Source organism: Streptomyces sp. HSS9-12, from assembly GCF_054963655.1.
This window is the reverse complement of record NZ_JBUEGC010000015.1, coordinates 1-23,069: the sequence shown is the minus strand read 5'-3', so window position 1 is coordinate 23,069 and position 23,069 is coordinate 1. Positions and strand designations below refer to the sequence as shown.

The 23,069-nt window shown below is 71.6% G+C and carries 20 protein-coding genes and 2 tRNA genes; 6 read left to right on the top strand and 16 right to left on the bottom strand.

The window, feature by feature from the left end:
* Nucleotides 1-67: 67 nt before the first annotated feature.
* The 7 genes from pdxS to pgsA all read right to left on the bottom strand — a co-directional run bounded on the left by pdxS (nt 68) and on the right by pgsA (nt 6,825).
* The gene (gene pdxS, locus ACY34J_RS10545; RefSeq protein ID WP_462726206.1) at nt 68-997 is read right to left on the bottom strand and encodes a pyridoxal 5'-phosphate synthase lyase subunit PdxS; all 930 of its coding nucleotides are present in this window, start codon (nt 995-997) and stop codon (nt 68-70) included.
* 211 nt (nt 998-1,208) lie between these two features.
* Nucleotides 1,209-1,751, bottom strand: a complete 543-nt coding sequence (locus ACY34J_RS10540) for a LemA family protein (RefSeq protein ID WP_462726205.1) — start codon at nt 1,749-1,751, stop codon at nt 1,209-1,211.
* Nucleotides 1,752-2,073: 322 nt separating this feature from the next.
* On the bottom strand, nt 2,074-2,760 hold the full coding sequence (locus ACY34J_RS10535) for a class F sortase (RefSeq protein WP_462726204.1): 687 nt from the start codon (nt 2,758-2,760) through the stop codon (nt 2,074-2,076).
* A gap of 12 nt (nt 2,761-2,772) precedes the next feature.
* Nucleotides 2,773-3,561, bottom strand: coding sequence for a hypothetical protein (locus tag ACY34J_RS10530; protein ID WP_462726203.1), 789 nt, complete (start codon nt 3,559-3,561; stop codon nt 2,773-2,775).
* Nucleotides 3,562-4,001: 440 nt separating this feature from the next.
* Nucleotides 4,002-5,180, bottom strand: coding sequence for a glycosyltransferase family 4 protein (locus ACY34J_RS10525; protein ID WP_462726202.1), 1,179 nt, complete (start codon nt 5,178-5,180; stop codon nt 4,002-4,004).
* A complete protein-coding gene (locus tag ACY34J_RS10520) occupies nt 5,177-6,112 on the bottom strand; it encodes a phosphatidylinositol mannoside acyltransferase (protein ID WP_462726201.1) in 936 nt (311 codons plus the stop codon). The genes ACY34J_RS10525 and ACY34J_RS10520 overlap by 4 nt, the downstream gene beginning before the upstream one ends.
* Nucleotides 6,109-6,825, bottom strand: a complete 717-nt coding sequence (gene pgsA / locus ACY34J_RS10515) for a phosphatidylinositol phosphate synthase (protein WP_462726200.1) — start codon at nt 6,823-6,825, stop codon at nt 6,109-6,111. Before pgsA ends, ACY34J_RS10520 begins: the two co-directional genes overlap by 4 nt.
* 136 nt (nt 6,826-6,961) lie before the next feature.
* Here pgsA and ACY34J_RS10510 point away from each other — a divergent pair, with 136 nt between their 5' ends.
* Entirely contained in the window at nt 6,962-9,160 is a 2,199-nt protein-coding gene (locus ACY34J_RS10510) for an elongation factor G-like protein EF-G2 (protein WP_462726281.1), read from the top strand.
* Between the two features lie 163 nt (nt 9,161-9,323).
* Nucleotides 9,324-10,955, top strand: coding sequence for a hypothetical protein (locus ACY34J_RS10505; RefSeq protein WP_462726199.1), 1,632 nt, complete (start codon nt 9,324-9,326; stop codon nt 10,953-10,955).
* 298 nt (nt 10,956-11,253) lie between these two features.
* Here ACY34J_RS10505 and ACY34J_RS10500 read toward each other — a convergent pair whose 3' ends face one another.
* From ACY34J_RS10500 to ACY34J_RS10485, 4 genes are all read right to left on the bottom strand, one after another.
* Nucleotides 11,254-11,814: an HIT family protein gene (locus ACY34J_RS10500; protein ID WP_462726198.1), complete on the bottom strand. Its 561-nt coding sequence runs from the start codon at nt 11,812-11,814 to the stop codon at nt 11,254-11,256.
* A 199-nt stretch (nt 11,815-12,013) separates the two neighbouring features.
* Complete coding sequence (gene thrS, locus ACY34J_RS10495) at nt 12,014-13,993, bottom strand: threonine--tRNA ligase (RefSeq protein WP_462761951.1); 1,980 nt, start codon at nt 13,991-13,993, stop codon at nt 12,014-12,016.
* A gap of 225 nt (nt 13,994-14,218) precedes the next feature.
* A complete protein-coding gene (locus tag ACY34J_RS10490; protein WP_462726196.1) occupies nt 14,219-15,472 on the bottom strand; it encodes a hypothetical protein in 1,254 nt (417 codons plus the stop codon).
* Nucleotides 15,472-16,068, bottom strand: coding sequence for a DUF4365 domain-containing protein (locus ACY34J_RS10485; RefSeq protein WP_462726195.1), 597 nt, complete (start codon nt 16,066-16,068; stop codon nt 15,472-15,474). The genes ACY34J_RS10490 and ACY34J_RS10485 overlap by 1 nt, the downstream gene beginning before the upstream one ends.
* A gap of 192 nt (nt 16,069-16,260) precedes the next feature.
* Between ACY34J_RS10485 and ACY34J_RS10480 the strand changes: the two genes are divergently transcribed.
* Nucleotides 16,261-16,986 (top strand): exonuclease domain-containing protein, encoded by a 726-nt coding sequence (locus tag ACY34J_RS10480; RefSeq protein WP_462726194.1) that lies wholly within the window; start codon nt 16,261-16,263, stop codon nt 16,984-16,986.
* 71 nt (nt 16,987-17,057) lie between these two features.
* Here the strand turns inward: ACY34J_RS10480 and ACY34J_RS10475 are convergent.
* Nucleotides 17,058-17,129, bottom strand: a tRNA-Val gene (locus ACY34J_RS10475).
* 61 nt (nt 17,130-17,190) lie between these two features.
* Nucleotides 17,191-17,640: an SRPBCC family protein gene (locus tag ACY34J_RS10470; RefSeq protein WP_462726193.1), complete on the bottom strand. Its 450-nt coding sequence runs from the start codon at nt 17,638-17,640 to the stop codon at nt 17,191-17,193.
* A gap of 124 nt (nt 17,641-17,764) precedes the next feature.
* Between ACY34J_RS10470 and ACY34J_RS10465 the strand changes: the two genes are divergently transcribed.
* On the top strand, nt 17,765-20,467 hold the full coding sequence (locus ACY34J_RS10465) for an SCO7613 C-terminal domain-containing membrane protein (protein WP_462726192.1): 2,703 nt from the start codon (nt 17,765-17,767) through the stop codon (nt 20,465-20,467).
* Nucleotides 20,468-20,717: 250 nt separating this feature from the next.
* Here the strand turns inward: ACY34J_RS10465 and ACY34J_RS10460 are convergent.
* A tRNA-Val gene (locus ACY34J_RS10460) sits at nt 20,718-20,789 on the bottom strand.
* 54 nt (nt 20,790-20,843) lie between these two features.
* Nucleotides 20,844-21,359, bottom strand: coding sequence for a TIGR02611 family protein (locus ACY34J_RS10455; RefSeq protein WP_462726191.1), 516 nt, complete (start codon nt 21,357-21,359; stop codon nt 20,844-20,846).
* A 189-nt stretch (nt 21,360-21,548) separates the two neighbouring features.
* Between ACY34J_RS10455 and ACY34J_RS10450 the strand changes: the two genes are divergently transcribed.
* Nucleotides 21,549-21,962 (top strand): SsgA family sporulation/cell division regulator, encoded by a 414-nt coding sequence (locus ACY34J_RS10450; RefSeq protein ID WP_003959770.1) that lies wholly within the window; start codon nt 21,549-21,551, stop codon nt 21,960-21,962.
* Between the two features lie 233 nt (nt 21,963-22,195).
* Entirely contained in the window at nt 22,196-22,816 is a 621-nt protein-coding gene (locus ACY34J_RS10445) for a CGNR zinc finger domain-containing protein (protein WP_462726190.1), read from the top strand.
* 4 nt (nt 22,817-22,820) lie between these two features.
* Here the strand turns inward: ACY34J_RS10445 and ACY34J_RS10440 are convergent, their stop codons facing one another.
* Complete coding sequence (locus ACY34J_RS10440) at nt 22,821-22,970, bottom strand: hypothetical protein (RefSeq protein ID WP_462726189.1); 150 nt, start codon at nt 22,968-22,970, stop codon at nt 22,821-22,823.
* Nucleotides 22,971-23,069 lie beyond the last annotated feature (99 nt).

Genomic DNA, 23,069 nt, shown 5'->3' with positions numbered 1-23,069 from the left:
GGGAGTGAACGGCCGGTGGACGGCCTGCGGACTTCCGCGGACCGTCCACCTGGGTTCTCGGATCGACCTACCAGCCGCGGTTGGCGTAGCGCTCGGCCTCGGGGAGAGTGTCGCAGTTGATGCCGACCATGGCCTCGCCCAGGTTGCGGGAGGCGTCCGCGATGACCTTCGGGTCGTCGTAGAAGGTGGTGGCGCGGACGATCGCGGCGGCGCGCTTGGCCGGGTCGCCGGACTTGAAGATGCCGGAGCCGACGAAGACGCCCTCGGCGCCGAGCTGGCGCATCAGCGCGGCGTCGGCCGGGGTGGCGACACCGCCCGCGGAGAACAGCACGACCGGCAGCTTGCCGAGCTCGGCGACCTCCTTGACCAGCTCGTACGGGGCACGCAGCTCCTTGGCGGCGGCGTACAGCTCGTGGTTGTCCAGGGCGCGCAGCTTGCCGATCTCGTTCTTGATCTGGCGCAGGTGGCGCACGGCCTCGACGACGTTGCCGGTGCCGGCCTCGCCCTTGGAGCGGATCATGGCCGCACCCTCGGCGATCCGGCGCAGGGCCTCGCCCAGGTTGGTGGCGCCACAGACGAAGGGCGTGGTGAAGGCCCACTTGTCGCTGTGGTTGACCTCGTCGGCCGGGGTGAGGACCTCGGACTCGTCGATGTAGTCGACACCGAGCGCCTGGAGGACCTGGGCCTCGACGAAGTGGCCGATCCGGGACTTGGCCATGACCGGGATGGAGACGGCGTTGATGATGCCCTCGATCATGTCCGGGTCGGACATCCGGGCGACGCCACCATCCTTGCGAATGTCGGCCGGCACGCGCTCGAGGGCCATGACCGCCACGGCACCGGCGTCCTCGGCGATCTTCGCCTGCTCCGGGGTGACGACATCCATGATCACGCCGCCCTTGAGCTGCTCGGCCATGCCGCGCTTGACGCGCGCGGTGCCGGTCTCGGGAGCCCCGCTGGAAGCAGTGGCAGACGTGCTGGGGGTCGTGCTGGACACGGTTGACCTCACTCGATGACGAAACGGGCGATGAGCCCATCGTAGGGCTGTTCGATACCTATGCCTGACCGGCCATCCGGTCCAGATAGGCCGTTGCGTTGCTACAGGATTGACAAAACCGCGAATGGCCGCCGGGTTACAAGGGCCAATCCGGGACCGGTGGATCGTACGGGTTCCGCCATGGGCCCCAGCCGCGGGTCCCGCCTGGCCGTCAGGCGCCGCTACGGTCCGCCAGCGCCGCCGGGGGCTCGTCGTCCATCTCGAAGGCGAGCGGGAACGGCGCGTGGCCGGCCAGCCGGAACCAGCGCACCGTGCGGTGCCGTCGTACGGCGCGGGCCGCCCGCACCGCATCGTTGTGGAAACGGCGCGCCATCGGAACCCGGCGCACGGCGGCGGCCAGCTCCCCCGCGGCCTCCTGCCCGCCAGGCGCCGCGCGTACGGCCTCGACCTGCGGGGCATCGTCGAACACCGCCCGCAGCGCCTGGCTCAGCTCGCTCTCGGCGACCTCGCGCTGCTCCTCCTCGGCCTGCCGGGCGTCGTGGGCCGCCTGATAGAGCACCATCGACGCGGCCGGGTCGAGGACGCCGGAGGTCGCGAGCTCCTGGGTGACCGAGGCCCGGCGCAGCAGCTGCGCGTCGAGCGCGGCGCGGGCGGCGTCGATACGGGCGTGGAGCCGGTCCAGCCGCCCGGCGGTCCAGCTCAGGTAGACGGCGATAAGGAGCAGACAGGCTGCGATCCAGATCAGTGTGGTCACGGCCGGTCACAGTACCGGCCGCCGCTGCGCCTGCCACGCCCGGCTGCGGCACCGCTCGTACCCGTCCGCGGCCGGGGCCGGTGTGCCGGGCTCCGGGGCCGGTGTGCCGGGCTCCGGGGCCGGTGTGCCGGGCTCCGGGGCCGGTGTGCCGGGCTCCGGGGCCGGTGTGCCGGGCTCCGGGGCCGGTCGCGACCAGGACAGCCCACCGGCCGCCGCCTGCTCTTCATGAGTCTGGCCGCGGGACGAGCGGCGGCAGGCGCGTCACCGGGGCGCGGAGGGGTTCCGCGCCCCGGTGGTCGGCGGCCCCCGGTGGCCGGAAGCCTCAGCTCTGGGTGCCGGCGAGTGAGGCGTACACCACCACGTTGTCGGCGTAGTGGTGGTTGGCCTGGGAGAACTCGCCACCGCAGGTGATCAGCCGCAACGCGGCGTGGTCCACATTGCCGTAGACCTTCAGGGTGGGAAAGTCGTCCTTCGGGTACTGGTCCAGCCGGTCCACCGTGAAGACGGCGGTGCGGCCGTCCTTGCGCTCGACCTCGATGCGGTCACCGCGCTTGAGCGTGCTCAGCTTGAAGAACACCGCCTTCGCCCCGTTCCACGTGACGTGCCCCGCGATCACCGCGGGTCCGGTGGCTCCCGGCGTGGGGCCGGGCGTGTACCAGCCGGCCTTGTCGGGGTCGCGCGGTGTCTCCATCGCGCCGCTCGCGCCCTTCCCGAGCCGTTCCAGGGTCGAGGAGACCTGAAGCGAGGGAATCGAGATCCGCGTGGGCTCGGATGTCCCCAGAGCCTTGGCCGACGACCCGGCCGGGCTCTCGCCGCCCTGCCCCGCCCCCCCGTCCTTGGCCGCCGCCAGGGGCGGAGGCGCCGCCCCGCTCGAGGAATCCTCTCCGCTCATCCCGCACCCCGCCAGCGCAGCGAGGAGGACGGCAAGAGCCGCGCATCGGACGGCGACGACCTTGCGGCGCCCCGACCCGCGCCAGGCGGCCGGCCTGCCTGTGAACGAGTCACTCATGCCCGCCCCCATTCAGGAACCCTCCCCGGCGGACTGGGTGCGGCGCCGGCGCATGACGACCGCCGTGCCCGCCACACCGGCGAGCACCGTCGCGGCGCCCGCGAGCGTCGCCGACGACTCCAACGGCTGGGTCCCGCCGCCGGTCTCGACACCGCCCACCGGCATGGAGCCGATCGCGGCACCCATCACCATGCCGCAGATCCCGGGTGCGGTGGCTTCCTGCGGAAGCTTGGGGTCGAGTTCGCTCTTGCCCGCGCCGAAGTCGAACTTCTTGTTCTTGTTGGGGTCGATCCCGTGCTCCACGATGTGCAGGTCCTGGATGTGGTCGACCACGTCCTGGGAGACGGCGATGGTGCGCTCGTACGACACGTGTCCCCGGGCGTCCGCCTTCGGCATGCGGTCCACGGCCAGACCGCTGTCCGGGGAGGTGTCTCCCTCGGTGGTCAGGGAGATGTTGATGTCCCCGTACGTCGGCGTCGCCTCGGTGTTGGAGACGATGCCGTCGCCGTCCTTGTCCGCGCTCTGGTCCGGGCAGTGGAAGTCGATGCCCTTGGTGGAGCCGTGGATGTGCTGGGCACTCGGCTGGTTCGGTACGAGGCCGTCGGACTCGATCTTCACCGTCAGGTTACGGCCCTCGATGCTGAGCATGGCCGTGCCCTTGGCCCCCGTGTTGTTCATCTGGCTCAGATCGACCTGGAAGGCCTTTCCTTCGGCGGCCGTCGCCGGGACCGAGGCGGTCAGAAGCAGAGCGGCGGGCAGAGTGGCGAGCGCCGCCAGTCGAGTGGTGAACCTGGCTGTCACGGACGAACATCCCCTTTCGCACGGCCCCGCACGGTGCGGGGCCGCACAGCACCTGGTGAGGTCTGTGGTCAGCCGTGCCGCACGGGCGCGGGAGTCCGGCTCCCGGCAACCGGCCGTGGGAACGGCGTTGTTGACCTGCATTCGGAGCCGGGGCGGAAGCGGATTGGTGGAATTTCGCGGCGAGTTTTCGGAGGGGATGAAGGCCCGCGCTCACGGCCCGCGGACATCCGTACGGCCTGGGGCTTCGCACCCGAGCGGCGGGGCCTGAGAGTTCCTGGCGGCGGGGCCCGGGACCCTCTAAGTCCCGCCTGTCCCGCGACGCCTGGCACGCACACTTGCTGCGTTGTCGGGATTGCCCAAGTATGCCCGGCACGAGGGCGACCCTCCGCCTTGCGGTCGCACGCACCAGACGCCGCGGTCCCGCCCTTCGGGCGGACGGCCTACTTTCGAAACAGGCCCTCGTCGCGCGCGAGGCCCCAGCGGGCGCGCAGCCCCGTGCGTTCGTCCGCGGCGACCGATGCCGCGCCGTCCGTCACCGTCTCGTACACCGCGAGGATGTCCGCCCCGACCGTGGACCAGTCGAAGCGCCGCACATGCCGGCTGCCCCGCTCACGCAGCTCGGCGAGCCGCTTCGGGTCGCTCAGCAGCCGTACGGCGGCCTCGGCGAGCGCGTCCGCGTCCTCGCCTGCGAACAGCTCCCCCGCCTGTCCCCCGTCCAGCACCTGGGCGAAGGCGTCCAGATCGCTGGCGAGCACCGGCGCGCCCGCCGACATCGCCTCGACGAGGATGATGCCGAAGCTCTCGCCGCCCGTGTTCGGCGCCACGTACAGATCGACGCTGCGCAGCAGCCTCGCCTTGTCCTCGTCGCTGACCATGCCGAGGAACTCGACCCGCTCCCGCACCTCGGCGGGCAGCCCGGCCACGGCCTCGTCCTCGTCGCCGCGCCCCGCGACCAGCAGCCGGGTCTCCGGCCGCTCCGCGAGGATTTTCGGCAGCGCCTTCATCAGGACCGGCAGGCCCTTGCGGGGTTCGTCGATACGCCCGATGAACCCGATCGTCGATCCCTGCCACTCCGCCTTCGGCTCGGCCTTCTCGAAGAAGCCGACATCGACGCCGTTGGGGATCACCACCGCGTCGCCGCCCAGGTGTTCCACGAGCGTGCGCCGGGCGTACTCGCTCACCGCGATCCGCGCGCTGATCTTCTCCAGCGCGGGCTGCAGGATCGGATACGCGGCGATCATCGCCCGGGAGCGCGGGTTGGAGGTGTGGAACGTGGCGACGATCGGCCCCTTCGCCGTCCAACAGGCCAGCAGCCCCAGCGAGGGCGAGGCGGGCTCATGGATGTGGAGTACGTCGAACGCGCCGTCGTGCACCCAGCGCCGCACCCGGGCGGCCGACAGAAAGCCGAAGTTGAGGCGGGCGACCGAGCCGTTGTACGGGACGGGCACGGCACGGCCGGCCGAGACGACGTACGGCGGCAGCGGCGTCTCGTCGTCCGACGGCGCCAGGACGGACACCGTGTGGCCGAGCCGGATCAGATGGTCGGCGAGGTCGCGGATGTGGAGCTGGACGCCGCCCGGTACGTCCCACGCGTACGGGCAGACGATGCCGATCCTCACGCCTTCTCCGTTCCGGAGCCGCCTGGCTCTCCCGAGGGAGCCGTACGGGGCTCCAGGTCGGCCAGCCACAACCGCTGCAGCATGTGCCAGTCCTCGGGATGCTCGGCGATCCCGGAGGCGAACACGTCCGCGACCGCCTGCGTCATCGCGGCGGTCTGCTCCGTGCGGGTCCCGCTCTCCGGCACCTCCACCGGCGGGTGAACCCGTCCCCGCATCACCGGCGACTGGTCGTACCAGAGGGTGACCGGCAGCAGCAGCGCCCCGGTCTGCTGGGCCAGCAGCGCGGGCCCGGCCGGCATCCTTGCCGTCTCGCCGAAGAACTGCACCTCGACGCCGGCGGCGGACAGGTCGCGGTCCGCGACCAGGCACACCAGCCCGCCGTCCCGCAGCCGCCGCGCCAGCGCGCCGAAGGCGCTCCCGCCGGTGTGCGGCAGGACCTCCATGCCCAGGCCCTCGCGGTAGGCGACAAACCGGTCGTAGAGCGATTCGGGCTTGAGGCGCTCGGCGACGGTGGTGAACGGCACGCCGAGCTGGGTGGTGACCCACGCGCCCGCGAGATCCCAGTTCGCCAGGTGCGGCAGTGCGAGTACCACGCCGCGGCCAGTGGCCAGCCCCTCCTCGAGGAGGTGGATGTCCTTGGGTTCGAAGGCGGCCGCGATGCGCTCAGCGCTCCACGCCGGCAGCCGGAAGGACTCCATCCAGTAGCGCAGGTACGAGCGCATGCCGACGCGGGACAGCTCGGCGAGCCGCTCCGGCGAGGCGCCCGGCACCACACGCGCGAGGTTGGACTCCAGCCGCAGCACGTTCTTGCCCCGCTGCCTCCAGGCGGCGTCGGCGATCTGCTGGCCCAGCGTTTCGGCCACGGGCTCGGGGAGGTGCTTGACCGTGGCCCACCCCAGCCCGTACAGCGCGTCGGTGATCCGCTGCTTCATGTCGCCTCGCTCCCCTGCGCGGCGGTCGCGGCGTCCGCCTCGGCCGCCTCGCGGCGTACGGTCACCATCCGCTGCCCGAGCGTCACCGCGCTGCCGACGGCAACGATCCACAGGGCGATCGGCAGCAGGACGTCGATGTGCGGTACGCCGAACTTGTGCAGCCCCGCGAGGCCCGCGGCGACCAGCGAGATGACCAGCCGTTCCGCGCGCTCCACGAGCCCGTTCACGTTCACCGGCAGTCCGATGCTCTCACCGCGCGCCTTGGTGTACGAGACCACCTGCCCGCTGGCCAGGCAGAAGATGCTGATCGCGCAGAGGGTGAGGTCGTTGCCGCCGCCCGCGTACCACAGCGCCAGGCCGCCGAAGATCGCGGCATCGGCGACCCGGTCGAGGGTGGAGTCCAGGAAGGCGCCCCAGCGGCTGGACCTGCCCAGCTGCCGGGCCATGTTGCCGTCGACCAGGTCGGAGAAGACGAACAAGGTGATCACGACCGTGCCCCAGAAGAACTCGCCCCGGGGGTAGAAGGCCAGCGCACCGGCCACCACTCCGGCGGTTCCCACGAGGGTGACCGCGTCGGGGCTCACCCCGAGGCGCACCAGCAGCGCGGCGAACGGTGTGAGAACACGCGTGAAAAACGCACGCGCGTACTTGTTCAGCATGGCCTTCCCAGCGGGTCGGTGCCGTGCGGCCCCTGCGGCCGCCGGCGGGCCCATCGTAGCCAGCGGCACATGTTCCGGGGGGCCTGGGCACCCGTACTGGGCCGACGCGGGTTGTCCGTCGTATGGACGGAGCATGACGGCGGTGGAAAGCTCGAAGAACGCAACAGGTGCAGACCGGGAGGCGAGGCACATGGGCGACAAGGCGCAAACCCACTCCGGGGCCGCCGGCAGGGCGGCAACGGCCGACCGGCCCTCCTCGATCAGGAACGTGGTGCTGGTCGGCCACAGCGGATCCGGGAAGACGACTCTGGTCGAAGCCCTCGCCCTGGCGGCGGGAGCGGTGAACCGGGCGGGCCGTGTCGAGGACGGCGGCACGCTCTCCGACTACGACGAGATCGAACACCGGCAGCAGCGGTCGATCCAGCTGTCACTCGTGCCGGTGGAATGGAACGGAATCAAGATCAATCTGCTGGACACCCCCGGATATGCCGACTTCGTCGGGGAGTTGAGGGCCGGTCTGCGCGCTGCGGACGCGGCCCTTTTCGTCGTCTCGGCGGCGGACGGCGTGGACGGTGCCACCAAGATGGTGTGGGAGGAGTGCGCCGCGGTCGGCATGCCGCGCGCGCTGGTGGTGACGCACCTGGAGTCGGCGCGCGCCGACTTCGGCGAGATGACGGCGATGTGCCAGCGGGTCTTCGGGGGCGACGACCCGGACGCGGTCCTGCCGCTGTACCTGCCGCTGCACAGCGAGGAAGCGCCCGACGGGCACGCGCCGGTCGCTGGGCTGATCGGCCTGCTCTCCCAGCGGACCTTCGACTACTCCTCGGGCCGGCGGGTCGAGAAGGCTCCGGACCCCGAGCATCTGCCGCGCATCGAGGAGGCCCGCAACCGGCTCATCGAGGGGATCATCGCCGAGAGCGAGGACGAGACCCTCATGGACCGGTATCTCGGCGGCGAGGAGGTCGATGTCAAGACCCTGATCGAGGACCTGGAGCGGGCCGTGGCGCGGGGCACCTTCCACCCGGTGCTCGCCGCCGCTCCCGCCGCCGAGGGCTCCAGGCAGGGCATCGGCACCGTGGAACTGCTGGATTTGATCACCGGTGGCTTCCCGACCCCGCTCGAGCGCGAGATACCCGCGGTGACCACGCCGGACGGCAGGCCACGGCCGGCGCTGGAGTGCGACCCGGACGGGCCGCTGGCCGCCGAGGTCGTCAAGACCACCTCGGACCCGTACGTGGGCCGGATCAGCCTGGTGCGGGTGTTCTCCGGAACACTGCGCCCGGACGAGACGGTGCATGTCTCGGGCCATGGCCTGGAGGACCGCGGTCACGAGGACCATGACGTGGACGAGCGGATCGGCGCGCTCTCCGGCCCCTTCGGCAAGCAGCAGCGGGTCGTGCCGCACGCCATCGCGGGCGATCTGGCCTGCGTGGCCAAGCTGAGCCGGGCCGAGACCGGTGACACGCTGTCCGCCAAGGACAACCAGCTGCTGATGGAGCCGTGGGTGATGCCCGACCCGCTGCTGCCGGTCGCCATCCAGGCGCACAGCAAGGCCGACGAGGACAAGCTCTCACAGGGCCTGTCCCGGCTGGTCGCCGAGGATCCGACGATGCGGCTGGAACAGAACCAGGACACCCACCAGGTGGTGCTGTGGTGCCTGGGCGAGGCCCATGTCGACGTGGCGCTGGAGCGGCTGCGCAGCCGGTACGGCGTACAGGTCGACGCCGTACCGCACAAGGTGTCGCTGCGCGAGACGTTCAGCGGTAGGGCGGCGGGGCGCGGCCGCCACGTCAAGCAGTCGGGCGGGCACGGCCAGTACGCGATCTGCGAGATCGAGGTGGAGCCGCTGCCGGAGGGCTCCGGAATCGAGTTCGTGGACAAGGTGGTCGGCGGTGCGGTGCCGCGGCAGTTCATCCCGTCGGTCGAGAAGGGCGTACGGGCCCAGGCCATTCGGGGCGTCGCCGCCGGGTACCCGCTGGTGGACGTCCGGGTGACCTTGCTCGACGGCAAGGCGCACTCGGTCGACTCCTCCGACGCGGCCTTCCAGACGGCGGGCGCGCTGGCGCTGCGCGAGGCGGCCGGGCAGTCGACGATCCATCTGCTGGAGCCGGTCGCGGAGGTGCAGGTGCTGGTCGCGGACGAGTACGTCGGTCCGGTGATGAGCGACCTGTCGGGGCGGCGGGGCCGGGTGGTCGGCACCGAGCAGGTGGTCGGCGGACGCACGCTGGTGCGGGCCGAGATCCCGGAGATCGAGATCGGCCGGTACGCGGTGGACCTGCGGTCGCTGTCGCACGGCACGGGGCGGTTCAGCCGCTCGTACGCGCGACATGAGCCGATGCCTCCGCAGCTCGCCTCGAAGGTGCGCGAACAGGCGCTGAGCGGCGCCTAGTCGGTGGGCCGCCCGTCCAACTGCCGTGCGGCGGGCGGCACTCCGCCGATACGCTTGGCTTCGGTTCTGCAGTTGTGCAGTTCTGCACGTGTGAAGGTGTGCCGGACGCGGTGGTCGGGAAGAGCCGCAAGCACAGGGTGCTCGCGCGGCATTGGGGGCGGCAGTGACAAACGGGTTCGACTTCTCTCCGGGGGCACAGGTTCCGCTGTTCGGAGCGGCCGGACAGACCGCGGCCACGAACGCGCTCGCCTCGGCCGCGTACCGTGACGGCCCCGCCAGTCAGCTGCTCAAGGCCAACAGCGAGTGGCACAAGTCCCAGGTCTCGAAGCCCCGGCTGTCGCTGTTCGAGCCCAATCTCGGCGAGGCGTTCGCACGCGCCGTACAGGTACGGATGATCGGCGGTGCCCGTAACGCGTTGATCCAGTCCTTCGGGATCGAGCCGCAGGTCGTCGTGGAGCACTGTCTGGCGGCGAACCGCATCCGCAAGGAGCGTGACGCCAAGCTCACCGTGGTGATGGCCGTCTTCGGGCTGCTGTTCCTGCCCGGACTGCTGCTGTGGCTGGCCGCCTTCCAGCTGCGCAAAACCATCAAGGGTCCGCTCGGTACGGCCGTGCTCGTGGCGGCGGCCGGCCTGGCGGTGCTGTTCCTGATCAAGCTGCCCCTGACCGGCTTCTGGGCGGTGTATCTGCGGGTGATGATGCTCGCGCCCGTGGTCGGCTGGATGTGGGCGAAGCGGATCTGCGAGCGCACGGCACAGGATCTGCGGGACCGCTGGGGTGGCCTCCTGAGCGGCGGCGGCGTGGGCGCGAAGGTTCCCGAGGCGGTGCCCCAGAATCCGAACCAGACCGCCGCCGAGCGGCTGCGCCAGGAACTCGCCAAGCTCTCGGCCGAGCAGCAGAGCAACGTCGTCTTCTACGCCGGGCCCAAGGGAATCCTCGGCATGGGCACCCGCTGGGGCAGCTGGCAGCTGGCAGAGGACCTGGTGCCGGCCGATCCGGGCAAGGAGATCAACCCGTTCCGCAGCTGGGATGTGATCCGAGCCGTGCACGACCGGCTGCGGTTGCTGGAGCGCGGTCCGCTGCACACCGGCGGGTTCCCGACCCCCTCGGTGACGCACTGGGTGGTCGCGCCGATCGGCGAGGGCGCGGCTGAGGTGTCCCGGCCCGGCGACACCGACTCCGACGCCTACCAGATCAGGGCCGCGGAGATCCAGCGGATCTGCAACGAGCAGCAGTTCGGCAGCGGCAACCGGCACTACCTGGGCGTGCAGTTCGTGCTGTGGGACGGGCAGCTGGTGATCACGCTGATGGTGACGGTGACGGTGCTGCACGAGACGCTGCGCATCGAGGTGACCGGGCATGCGCTGGGCCCGGTGCACTCGCTGTTCACCACCGCGCCGGAACCGCCCACCGAGGAGGTACCGAAGGCCGTCAAGTTCTGGGAGACCCGGACGCGTAACCTCCCGCTGGTGACCACCAAGGAGGTGGTGCGGCTGGCCGCGCGCGCCCCCCTGACCTGGTTCCCGCCGATCCTCGACTACCTGGGCGGCACCGTGACCCTGCCCGAGCCGTTCGGCCTCCGGCACGCCTGGGCGGACAAGCCGTGGCGGCACCGGTTCATGGCGGACGACGCGCTGCGGGCCGCCACACCGGTGCTTCGGGTGGTGCATCAGGCGGCGATCCACGTGCTGAAGGAGAACGGCGTGGACACCTCGCGCTTCGGCGAACGCTCTCTGGTGCTCAGCGGCACGGTCCAGGAAGTGAGCCCGAGCAAGGCGGACGTCTACGACGCGTAGCCGCCTCCGGCGCGGTTCTGTGGAGGTCCCCGCCAGCGCGTCCTCGATGAGGCGGGTGATGGCGGCGGCCGGCCCGGAGGCGTCGCCGAGGGGATCCAGCAGTCGGTCCTCACCGTGGCTGGTGATCTCTTTCGGTCCCGGGGGAGTCGAAGGCTGGGGCGAGAGCAGGTGAGGCCCCGGCACGGTGCCGCAGCCGATCCCGCTCAGGCGCCCGGCCCTTTCCAGGGACCGGGTCGGGAAGCGAGCCGAGCTGGAGCGCGCGGGGCTGAGTGCGCGGGGCCCGGGCGCCCCGGGGAGGTCAGTCCTCAGGCCAGGCTTCCGCGAGCATCCGGCGGGTGTCGGCGAGCAGCTGCGGCAGCACCTTCGTGTGCCCGATCACCGGCATGAAGTTGGTGTCGCCGCCCCACCTCGGCACCACGTGCTGGTGCAGGTGAGCGGCGATACCGGCACCGGCGGCCGCGCCCTGGTTGATCCCGATGTTGAAGCCGTGAGCCCCCGACGCCGTCCGCAGCGCGCGCATGGCCGCCTTGGTGAGCTCGGCGAGTTCCGCGGTCTCGGCCTCGGTCAGGTCGGTGTAGTCGGCGACGTGCCGGAACGGGACCACCATCAGGTGCCCGCCGTTGTACGGGTAGAGGTTCAGGACCGCATACACGGTCTCGCCGCGGGCGACGATGAGCCCGTCCTCGTCGGACTTCTCCGGAATGCTGCAGAACGGACAACCGTCGTCGGCCCCCGGGCCGGTCGGCTTGTTCTCGCCCTGGATGTAGGCCATCCGGTGCGGGGTCCACAGGCGCTGGAACGCGTCTTGCGTCCCTACTCCGATCTGCTGCTCCGGCTCACTCGTCATGTTGTGCAGCATATGGCTTCACCCGTCCGCAGCGGGTCGCTGGGCCGAAGCGGCGGCTCGAGGCAGCGACGCGCAAGGCCCCCGGAGCAGCGGCAGCGACGCGCAAGGCCCCCGGAGCAGAGGCAGCGACGCGCAAGGCCCCCGGAGCAGCGGATGGCACCGCTCTCCGGGGCCTCGACCCACGGAATCACCCGCTGACGCGGGCCCGACGTCACACCTGGATCCGGCGCTCCACCGCATCAAGGATTTCGGCGATGGCCTGGTCACGAGGCACGCCGTTCTTCTGCGAGCCGTCGCGGTAGCGGAAGCTCACCGCACCGTTCGCGATGTCCTCGTCGCCCGCGATGATCATGAACGGCACCTTCTGCTTCTGCGCGTTCCTGATCTTCTTCTGCATACGGTCGGACGACGCGTCCACCTCGACGCGCAGGCCCTTCGCCCTGGCGTCGGCGGCGAACTCCTGGAGGTACGGCACATGGTCGTCGCCGATCGGGATGCCGACGGCCTGGACCGGGGCGAGCCACGCCGGAAACGCACCCGCGTAGTGCTCCAGCAGCACCGCGAAGAACCGCTCGATCGAGCCGAACAGCGCACGGTGAATCATGACCGGGCGCTGGCGGGAGCCGTCGGCCGCGGTGTACTCGAGGTCGAAGCGCTCGGGCAGGTTGAAGTCGACCTGGATGGTCGACATCTGCCAGGTGCGGCCGATCGCGTCGCGCGCCTGGACGGAGATCTTCGGCCCGTAGAAGGCGGCGCCGCCCGGGTCCATGACCAGCTCCAGGCCCTGCTTCTCGGCCGCCTGCCGGAGGACCTCGGTGGCCTCCTCCCACACCTCGTCCGAGCCGATGAACTTCTCCCGGTCCTTGGTGGACAGCTCGAGGTAGAAGTCCTCCAGGCCATAGTCGCGCAGCAGGTTCAGCACGAAGGTCAGCAGCGAGTCGAGCTCGTCCGCCATCTGCTCCTTGGTGCAGTAGATGTGCGCGTCGTCCTGGGTGAAGCCGCGGGCCCGGGTCAGGCCGTGCACCACACCGGACTTCTCGTAGCGGTACACCGTCCCGAACTCGAACAGGCGCAGGGGCAGCTCACGGTACGAACGCCCCCGCGCGTCGAAGATCAGGTTGTGCATGGGGCAGTTCATGGGCTTCAGGTAGTAGTCGATGCCCTCGTCGAGCTGCATGGGCGGGTACATGCCCTCGGCGTACCAGTCCAGGTGCCCGGACTTCTCGAACAGCTTCCCCTTGGTGGCGTGCGGGGTGTAGACGAACTCGTAGCCCGCCTCCTCGTGCCGCCTGCGCGAGTAGTCCTCCATGACCCGGCGGACGATGCCGCCCTTGGGGTGGAAGACCGCGAGGCCCGAGCCGATCTCCTCCGGGATGGAGAACAGGTCCAGCTCGGCACCGAGCTTGCGGTGGTCGCGCTTCTCGGCCTCGGCGAGGAAGTCCAGGTACGCCTTGAGCTCGTCCTTGGTCGGCCAGGCGGTGCCGTAGATCCGCTGCAGCTGCTTGTTCTTCTCGCTGCCGCGCCAGTACGCCGCGGCCGAGCGCATCAGCTTGAAGGCCGGGATGATGCGGGTGGTCGGCAGGTGCGGACCACGGCACAGGTCCTTCCAGCACAGCTCGCCGGACTTCGGGTCGAGGTTGTCGTAGATGGTCAGCTCACCGGCGCCGACCTCGGCGGACGCGCCCTCGGCGGCCTCGGCCGCGGAGCCCTTGAGACCGATCAGCTCCAGCTTGTACGGCTCCCCCGCCAGCTCCTCGCGCGCGGCCTCGTCGGACACCGGGCGCCGCGAGAAGCGCTGACCGCGCTTGACGATCTCCTGCATCTTCTTCTCGATGCGCTTGAGGTCGTCCGGGGTGAACGGGGTCTCGACGTCGAAGTCGTAGTAGAAGCCGTCCTTGATGGGCGGGCCGATGCCGAGCTTGGCCTCCGGGAAGAGCTCCTGCACGGCCTGCGCCAGGACGTGGGCGGTGGAGTGCCGCAGGATGTTGAGGCCGTCCTCGGAGGTGATCGCGACGGGCTCGACCTCGTCGCCCTCGGCGACCTCGTACGCCAGGTCCTTGAGCTGCGCGCCCACCCGCGCCGCGATGACGCTGCGGTCGCCCTCGAAGAGCTGCGCGGCCGTAGTACCCGTGGTCACCACGCGCTCTTCCCGCTCGGAATCGCGTTTGATGATCACACGGACGTCTGACACCGGTCTCTCCTGACTCATGGGTGCTGCTACAGCGGACGCTGTGCCCGTGAATCGTACCGAGCCACGGGGGGCGACCGCGAAATGGTTGAGGTGTATCAAAACAACCTACTGTGACTGATACCGGACCCGGCAGCGGTGACCACGATCGCCTGGCGGCTCGGGCACGTCATCGTCCGGCTGCTGGGCGCACGCGTCCCCCGACGCCGGCTGCTCCGGCCGGCATCCTCAGGGCTCGTCGCCCGTGCACGCCTCCTCGAAGAAGTCGAGGTTCTCCTGCAAGGACTTCACCAGCCGGTCCCGCTCCGCCTCCTCGACCTGCACCGGCACCACATCCGAGGCAGCGGTGACGCGGCGGAAGCCGCCCCGGCTCTCGAGCCGGCCGCTGACCCGGACCGGCAGCCCCACCAGGTGCGCCTGGCCGGCGATCCGGTACGCGTCCTCGTCCAGCACCATCCGCACCTGCGCGACGTCCGCTCCGGCGAGCACCCGCAGCCGTACGGTCCCCGGTCCGCTCGGCGTCGAGCGGCGCATCCGCTCCACGGTCCCCGTGATCCGCACCGGTACCGACGGCTCACCGCGTACGTACCGCGCGCCCGCCTCCCGGAGGGCCGGAAGGTCGCCGGGCGAGAACTCCACGGGTTCGGGCCGGGCCGCCAGCCCCTCGGGCGCACCGGCGCCAGGTGACCACTCCAACGCGATCCGGATCCCCTCCGAGCCGCGGATGAGCGCGACGAGCGCCTCGGTCAGCTCGTGGCAGACGCCCAGTTCGACCGCGGCGTCGAAGGCCTCCATCCCACCGGTCGCGCGCTGGTAGTCCGCGGCGTCGCGGGCCGCGTGCAGGGCGCGCAGGAGCGTGGTGACGGCCTCGCGGCCGGTCGAGACGGGCACGAACACCGTCAGCTGCCGGCCTGCCCCCGGCGCCGGGCCGATCAGAATCTGTTCCAGGGTCGCCTCGGCGTGCCGCCGGTGCCGGGCGCCGTGAAAGCCGGCCCGGGCGCGGGAGGCGAGGGCTCCGGCCAGCAGCATCGCCCGCGCCCCGGCCCGCAGCCGCTCCTGGGCCGGCCAGGCCACGGCACCGCTTTCGGCGGCCTCCGCGTCCGGGACGTCGCGCCACCAGCGGATCTCGTCGCTGGGGACGGCCAGACCGATGAGTACGTCACGCGCGGCCGGGTCGGCGCTGCGGCTCAGCGCGGTCAGCGCCTCGGCCAGCAGGTCCGAGCTGTCGGAGAACCCGCGGGACTCGGGGACGAGCAGGCTGGTCCCGGCGCCGGCGGGTCCCGGCGGGGTCCAGCGGCTGTAACGCCCGGTGGCACCGCCCCGCCGCCGCCAGCCGTGCCGGGCCAACAGGGCGCCCAGAACGGCCGGGTCGATCTGCGCGGGGTCCAGACCCCCGCCGCCCGGCAGCCGGGAGCCGGAGTCGTGCGGCCGCGGTTTCAGGGGCGGTTGGTGTCGTACGGACTCGTCGAACGGCCGGTGCATCAAGGTCTCCCTCCCCGCCCGACCTGCGTCATGATCTCGCAGAGGGCTCGGGCGTCGAAGATCCGCGAGGTCGGGATCCGCACGGTGGTCCTGCGTCTGCCGGTCACCGGGTGGCCGGCCAGGTTGGTCCAGTAGCAGCAGTGCCGCAGTTCCAGGCTGTCGTGACTGACCCGCAGCCACTCCTCGGGCGACCGCGGTACGAGCATCACGACCAGGATCTTGTGCACCGACACGGGGGTGCGGGCGAGCTTCACCAAGTGCTCGTTGTCGAGCGTGAAGGAGAACGCCGGTCCTGCCGGGTGCGGGGGGATCTGGTACGTGCTCTTGAGCTGCACCTTGATCGTCACTTCGTCGTCAACGGCATGGCCGGGCGCGGTGTGGCTGACGTGCCAGTCGATGCCGTTGTCAGGGAAGGGCTGGGCCAGCGAGCAGCCCGCGGCCGCGGCGACCGCGTGGAGATATCCGACCTGGAGGGTCTCCATGCAGGCCGTTACGGCGAGTCCACCGCGCAGCGGTGCGATCCGCTCGGGAAGCAGCCCTCCCCCGTAGCCTCCGGCACGGGTGGTGCTCCCAGGTTCCGGCTGCGCGACTGCCATGTCGGAGCGCCTTCCGGGCCTTGCCGATTGATGTGTCCCCGTTTCGGGCCGGCCGACCGCGTCGGTCGCGTGAGAAGTCAACGGCCCGTCACCTGTGTTCTCTCCGCACGGCGTAGGGGGCAAACTGTCCGGGTATCACCAGCTCGGCGGGGCCGTTGCCCATCTTCCGTGACTGCCCGAGGAGTTGCTGACATGCCGTGCTGGTTCGAGGGCCAACTCGCCGCATTCGACACGGAGACCACCGGGGTGGACGTCGAGCGCGACCGCATCGTCTCGGCTGCCCTGGTGGTGCAGAGCGCGCCGGGCGGGGTGCCGCGTGTGACGCGCTGGCTGGTCAATCCGGGAATTCCGGTGCCCGCGGAATCCACCGCCGTACATGGGCTGACCGAGGAGCATCTGCAGCGCAACGGCCGCTGGCCGGCGCCGGTGATGGAGGAGGTGGCGCGGGCCCTGGCCGCGCACTCCACGATCGGCACCCCACTGGTGGTGATGAACGCGCCCTTCGATCTGACGCTGCTGGACCGGGAGTTGAGGCGGCATCGGGCGCGCAAGCTCGCGGACTATCTGGGGCGCTCATCGCTGTGCGTGCTCGATCCGCGGGTGCTCGACAAGCATCTGGACCGCTACCGCAAGGGCCGTCGCACACTGGCTGATCTGTGCGCGCACTACGGCGTGGAGCTCACCGGTGCGCACGACGCCGCGGCGGACGCGCTGGCCGCCCTGGAGGTCGTACGGGTGCTGGGCCGCCGGTTCGCCGCCCGGCTGGAGCGGCTGACCCCGGCCGAACTGCACGCGCGCCAGGCGGTGTGGTACGCGGGGCAGGCGCGCGGCCTGCAGGCGTGGTTCGCGCGCAACGGCTCGGAGGAGGCCGTCGACCCGGCCTGGCCGCTGCGGCCGGAGCTGCCCGCGGCGGCCTGAGGACGCAAGGCCCGTTACTGGGCCACAACGGCGGAGGCCGGCCCGCCTCTTGGCGGACCGGCCTCATGGGGTGGGCGATACTGGGATCGAACCAGTGACCTCTTCGGTGTGAACGAAGCGCTCTCCCGCTGAGCTAATCGCCCCCTTGCGCTGCGGAATGCCCCGCGGCACGGCGTGAACAATACAGGGCCCGGGAGAGTTCCTTCAAACCCCATCCGCGAGCCGGCGGCGCAGTCCTTGGCGGCCACCGCGCATCATCAGGGCGTGGTTGGCCCTGAAGAGCGGACGGCAGGGCACGGCGAGGGCGCGCATCAATCTCCGGTGGACGGTCACCTCCTGCTCGAAGCGGGCGCGCGTGCCGCCGTGGTGCGCCCCTACCGTCCACCGTGCCCACCCCTCGAGGTCTCCGGTCAGGGAGACCTCGAGGATCCCCGCGGCGGGGTCGCGCCGCGCCTCCCGGGCCATGATGTGCAGGTCGTAGGGCAGTACGGAGCGGAAGCGGGCCGTCCCCGTCCGGTCGTCGATGCGCACGACCTCCCGGACCTGCGGCCACCACTGCGGGTAGGCGGCGATGTGCTGCAGGACCGCGTAGACGGTGGTCGGAGCGGCGTCGAGGTCCCAGACGCTGTGGAAGCGGTAACGGCTCCAGTCCATGGCTCCAGTGTCGTTCCGGGGCGACGTTCCGCTCTGCCGTTTCCGGACCTGCCGCGGTACTCAGCGCCGAACTGAGTAGCCGTACCCATGTCCTGGGGCGCCCGCCACGGCCACACTGCGGTCCATGGAGAACGTGCCGCCCTCCGTGGAACTGCAGCAGCTCGACCTGGCGCTGGCCCGTGTGGAGGCGGAGCGCGTCCGGCTGCTGACCCGCCGGGCCCAGTTGCTGGCGGTCCTGCAGCAGACCGCGCCGGCCCCCTGGGCCCAGGGCCCTGCGAACTGGGCGCCGCCGACCGTGATGCCCGCGCAGTCGGCTGCGGCGCGGCGGGAGTCCAGGCCGCCGACGGTGCAGAACGTGCTGCTGGCGCTTGGCGGCGTGCTGCTGGCGGTCGCCGTGACCGCCTTCACCCTCGTCAGCTGGGGGCACATGGGCCTGGCCGGCCGCGCCGCCGTACTGGGCGCCCTGACGCTCGCCGCCCTGGGCGTACCCGCGCTGCTGCTGCGGCGCTCGCTGTCCGCGACCGCCGAGGCGGTGGCCGGCCTGGGGCTGGTGCTGCTGGTGCTGGACGCGTACGCACTGTGGCGAGTGGTGCTGCCGGCGACCGACGGCGTGAGCTACGGGGCCTGGGCCTCTGCGGCGCTCGCGGCGGTGTGGGGGGCGTACGGGCTCCTGTTGCGCCCCCGGGAGGCTCCGGCGGTCCCGGCTGAGAGCGGCACCGCCGTGGCCACGGGCGCGGCACTCTTCTCGGACCCTGGCCAGGCCATGGACGCCCAGGCCGACGGCCCATCGCGCCTCGCGGCGAGAGGCGACGGCGGAGAGACCGGCGACGGGAGGGCCCGTAGCGGGCTGCGCCTGCCGCTGCCCGTCGCGATCGCCCTGGCCCAGGTTCCACCGCTGCTGTGGGCGGCCGCGGCCTCGGCCGGTCCTTTCGGCTTCGCCGCCGCGCTGCTGGCCACCGCGGCGCTCGACGCCACCGTCGTTCTGCGGTCCAGGACCTCGGGCATCCAGCTGACCGCCGTGGTCTGCGCACTCGTGACCGGGCCGGCCGGGCTGCTGGCCGCCCTCTCGCTCTCCGTCATCGCGGAAACCGTTGCCGTGGCGGGGCAGGCCGCCGTTCTGCTGCTGGCTGCGGCCGCCGGCCTGATCCTGATCGCCACCCGCCGAACGGCAGCGGTGCCGCAATCGCCGAGTGCGACGGATTCCCGGACCGATGGCCCGGCCTCTTCGCCCCCGGCCGCGAATCCGCCGGACGCGTCACAGGGCGCTGTCGGATGGGCGATGCCCGAGACCTGGGTCGCCGGGGCGGGCGGGCTCGCGGTCGTCGCCGCGTTCGGCGGGCTGCTGCGGATCGGGCTGCCGGATGCATGGCCCGTCGTCGGATATCTGCTGTGCGGCTCGGCGCTGCTGGCGTCGGCCTGGGCTGTCGCGGGCCGCCGCGCGGCGGCTGCGGCCCGTACACCGCTGTCGCTCGGCCTGGCCGGAGCAGCCGCCGCCGTGCACGCCGGAGCCGTGCTCTGGGCGGCTCCCGCGGTCGCCGTGGCGGTACTGGGGCCGGTGAGCTGGGCCGGGGCCGTGTGGTCCGGGGCTCCCGGCGGGGCTCGCCAGGCCATCGGTCCGGATGTGTCCTGGCCGGGCAGCCTCACCGTGCCGGCTGTGCTCGGCCTGGTCGCCGCCGTGCTGCTCGCGGTCCACCGCCACGCCGCTGGCCGCCCCTGGCGTACGGCCGTATTGTGCGGGGCGGTGGCCTGCTCGGCAGCGGCGGCGGCAGTGCTCCCCGTCGCCCTGGACCTGCCGTTCCCGGTCGCCGTCGGGCTGCTCGTGGCGCAGGTCGTGGTGCTGCTCGTGGCCTCGGGAACGTTGAGCTCGCCCGCGGCGTCGCGCATGGCGCTGTGGTGTGCCCTGGCGGTGTCCCTGACCGCCGCGTTCTGGGCGCTGGCCGACCAGTCGGTGACGTTCGGCGTCCTGGGGGCCTTGCTGGTGGCGTACGCGGTCACCACGTCGTCCGCGGACCGCGTACGGCAGCCTGTCGCGGCGTGCGTGGCCGTGGTGTGCGCCGTTGCCCTGGCGGTCGCGGTGCCGGCCGCCGACGGTCTCCCGGCGCACCGGACGGCCTTCGCCGTCCTGGGCGTCGCAGCGGCCACCGCGCTCGTCGCGGCCCGGGTGCGCGAGCTGCCCGCTGGGCTGCCCGTGGAATGCGCCGGCTACGCCGCAGTCGTGCTCGCCATCGGGCTGGCCACGGCTGACGCACCCACGCTGGCCACCGTGCTGGCGCTCGCGGGCGTACTTGCCACGGGCACGGCCCTGCGCCCGGACCGCAGGGCCGCCGCCCTCGTGGCGACGGCCCTGTTCATCCTGGCGACCTGGGTGCGGCTGGCGGCGTCGGACATCGACACGCCGGAGGCGTACACGCTGCCCGTGAGCGCCCCCGCGCTGTTCATCGGACTGCGCCGCCGGCGGCAGGATCCGGCCGTGTCCTCCTGGGCGGCGTACGGCCCCGGGCTCTCGGTGACCCTGCTGCCGAGCCTGCTCACGGCCTGGGGCGACAGCCACTGGCTGCGTCCGCTGCTGCTGGGAACCGCCGCCCTGGCTCTCACCCTGTCGGGCGCCCGGCACCGGCTGCAGGCGCCCCTGCTGCTGGGCGGGGCCGTGCTGGCCCTGGTCGGTCTGCACGAGCTCGCCCCGTACATCGTTCAGGTCGTGGGCGCGCTGCCCCGCTGGCTGCCGCCCGCGCTGGCCGGGCTGCTGCTGCTCGCGGTCGGTGCGACGTACGAGCAGCGGCTGCGAGACGCGCGGCGGGTACGCGACGCGCTCGGTCGAATGCGGTGAGTACGCGCCGGACCGGCGCCGAAAGGGCGAGGCCCGACCCGCCACACCGGGACTGCGACGCTTCGCACCGCGTTGTTCCCCTCCCAGCCACCCCAAACGCAAACGGCCGTGGGGCCGCAGGCTGTGCGCGCGGCCCCACGGCCGGTGGCCCGGGGGTGCGGGTGACGAAGCCCCCGCCGTGCGCGGCGAAGCCACGCGAAAAGGGCGAAGTGGTTCGCGTTTTCCGCGAACCGCTTCGCCTTCGAACTTGTGGGCGATACTGGGATCGAACCAGTGACCTCTTCGGTGTGAACGAAGCGCTCTCCCGCTGAGCTAATCGCCCGGGCGCAGAGCACACATTACCGCATGTCAGGACGCGCCCTTGACCACCAGCGGCTCACGTGCGGACCTTCCACGGCATCTCGAAGCCGAACTGCCACGTGTAGACCGCCAGCACGACCGCGATGATCACCAGCCCCACCGTCGTGAGAATGATGTTGCGTCGGCGCACGTGGGGTTCGAAGGCCCGCTGGGCCGCCGCGGTCACCTTGCGCTTGGTCCAGCGCAGCACCAGCTGCGCCCAGACGAATTCCGTGGCCCACACGGCCATACCGGCGAAGATCACCAGCCAGCCGGGCCCCGGCAGCGGCAGCATCACCACGCCGCCCGCCACGATGGCCAGGCCGACCAGGAAAACACCCACCTGCCAGCTCAGATGCAGCGGTCTCGACGCCCGGATGAACCGCGGCGCCCGCGAGCCGAGCAGCGCGCCTCCCTCGCCACCGGCCGTCTTCGACCCGATCGCCGTCGCCCCGGCGGCTCGCGCATCCGCCGCGTGCGTACCGTCCCCCGTGACAGCGCCGGCGGCCACCGTCTTGGCGGCCTTGCGCTGCTCGTCACTCTCCGCGTTCATACGCCCCAAAGTACCCGAACTGATGGATCACCGGCATGGACGTTGAGGATGATAAAGAACTCCCCCGTACGAGGTACCTGAACAACCCCAAAACGGTCAGAGGGGTTTACAACGACACCGTAGGTGGCATGTCGATTTCGCCGACGTGCGAATCCCCGAGCGCACACTGAGCGAAAGGCCATGGCGCTTATGAACACCACGGTCAGCTGCGAGCTGCACCTGCGCCTCGTTGTGTCGAGCGAATCCTCCCTGCCAGTCCCGGCAGGCCTGCGGTATGACACGGCCGATCCCTACGCCGTGCACGCCACTTTCCACACCGGAGCCGAGGAGACCGTCGAGTGGGTGTTCGCCCGCGACCTCCTCGCCGAGGGGCTGCACCGGCCCACCGGCACCGGCGACGTCCGCGTGTGGCCGTCCCGCAGTCACGGCCAGGGCGTCGTCTGCATCGCCCTGAGCTCACCGGAGGGCGAAGCCCTGCTCGAGGCCCCGGCGCGGGCACTGGAATCGTTCCTGAAGCGAACCGACGCCGCGGTGCCGCCCGGCACCGAACACCGGCACTTCGACCTCGACACCGAGCTCTCGCACATCCTGGCGGAGAGCTGAACCAGCCCGGCATCCGAGAGGCGCTCAGACACCCACAGCCCCCCAACGCTCACAAACCGTAGCCGTCCGACTCGGGGAGACGGTACGGATCCGGACAACCTCATACCGCAGACACCGGCGCCCTCGCCGCGGAGCACTCCGCAGCGAGGGCGCCGATGCGTAGGTGACGCTAGAGTCGGCCACCACCCGACAGGACGCCGCTCGAACCGACCACCAGCGCCAGGGAGCGAACCGTGTTGATCAACCACGACACCCGGTGCGCCCTCGACTGCGTCGTCGACCTGATCAACACGGCGGGCGACGGTGTGGGGGCGTCCCCGGCGGAACGGGGAGGCGAGCCCGATGCACTGCCGGACGTCACGGCGCTGCGCCGCTTCGTGGAGCGCAACGCCATCAGCGACGTCGGCGCGCTCGACGAGCGGGACCTGATCGCCGTACGGTCCGTGCGCTCCCGCTTCGCCGAGGTCTTCGCCGCCACGGACACGCGCCAGGCGGTGGAGCTGCTCAACGCGATGGTGGCCGCTGCCGGCACCACGCCCCGATTGACCGACCACGACGGTTACGACTGGCACGTGCACTACTTCGCGCCGGGCGCGTCCCTCGCCGACCACCTGGCGGCCGACGGCGGCATGGCCCTGGCCTTCCTGGTCGTGGCCGGGGAGCGGGAGCGGCTACGGCGCTGCGAGGCCCCCGACTGCCGGCGCGCGTTCGTGGACCTGTCCCGGAACCGCTCGCGGCGCTACTGCGACAGCCGGACCTGCGGCAACAGGCTGCACGTGGCGGCGTACCGGGCGCGGCGCCGGGAGGCCGGTGACGCGGCGGACTCCGCGCGCGCCGCGGCTGACGGGCCCTGACGCGTCACCATCGCAGCAAGTCGTGCAGGGCCGTGATCAGCAGCAGGCTGCCGATCACGGCGAGGAACAGCATGAGCGGGGGCTGCGAGAGGGCGAACAGGCAGCCGCGCGACTCGGCGGCTTCGGCACCCGGGGAGGCGAGGTCGTCGTTCATGTCGCGCTGATCATGGCGCAGCCACGGCGCCGTATCTGCTCAACACGCCCATATGAGTGGGTAGTTCGTCAGATTCCTTGACTTTTGGAAGGATCGACT

Bases quoted from the DNA above. Each gene is read 5' to 3' on its own strand.
- ACY34J_RS10500 (WP_462726198.1), bottom strand. From the start codon at position 11,814: ATGCTGCACAACATGACGAGTGAGCCGGAGCAGCAGATCGGAGTAGGG.
- ACY34J_RS10520 (WP_462726201.1), bottom strand. From the start codon at position 6,112: ATGAAGCAGCGGATCACCGACGCGCTGTACGGGCTGGGGTGGGCCACG.
- ACY34J_RS10450 (WP_003959770.1), top strand. From the start codon at position 21,549: ATGAACACCACGGTCAGCTGCGAGCTGCACCTGCGCCTCGTTGTGTCG.
- ACY34J_RS10490 (WP_462726196.1), bottom strand. From the start codon at position 15,472: ATGCACCGGCCGTTCGACGAGTCCGTACGACACCAACCGCCCCTGAAA.
- ACY34J_RS10455 (WP_462726191.1), bottom strand. From the start codon at position 21,359: ATGAACGCGGAGAGTGACGAGCAGCGCAAGGCCGCCAAGACGGTGGCC.
- ACY34J_RS10470 (WP_462726193.1), bottom strand. From the start codon at position 17,640: ATGGACTGGAGCCGTTACCGCTTCCACAGCGTCTGGGACCTCGACGCC.
- ACY34J_RS10465 (WP_462726192.1), top strand. From the start codon at position 17,765: ATGGAGAACGTGCCGCCCTCCGTGGAACTGCAGCAGCTCGACCTGGCG.
- ACY34J_RS10510 (WP_462726281.1), top strand. From the start codon at position 6,962: ATGGGCGACAAGGCGCAAACCCACTCCGGGGCCGCCGGCAGGGCGGCA.
- ACY34J_RS10535 (WP_462726204.1), bottom strand. From the start codon at position 2,760: ATGAGTGACTCGTTCACAGGCAGGCCGGCCGCCTGGCGCGGGTCGGGG.
- ACY34J_RS10480 (WP_462726194.1), top strand. From the start codon at position 16,261: ATGCCGTGCTGGTTCGAGGGCCAACTCGCCGCATTCGACACGGAGACC.
- ACY34J_RS10440 (WP_462726189.1), bottom strand. From the start codon at position 22,970: ATGAACGACGACCTCGCCTCCCCGGGTGCCGAAGCCGCCGAGTCGCGC.
- ACY34J_RS10485 (WP_462726195.1), bottom strand. From the start codon at position 16,068: ATGGCAGTCGCGCAGCCGGAACCTGGGAGCACCACCCGTGCCGGAGGC.
- pgsA (WP_462726200.1), bottom strand. From the start codon at position 6,825: ATGGGCCCGCCGGCGGCCGCAGGGGCCGCACGGCACCGACCCGCTGGG.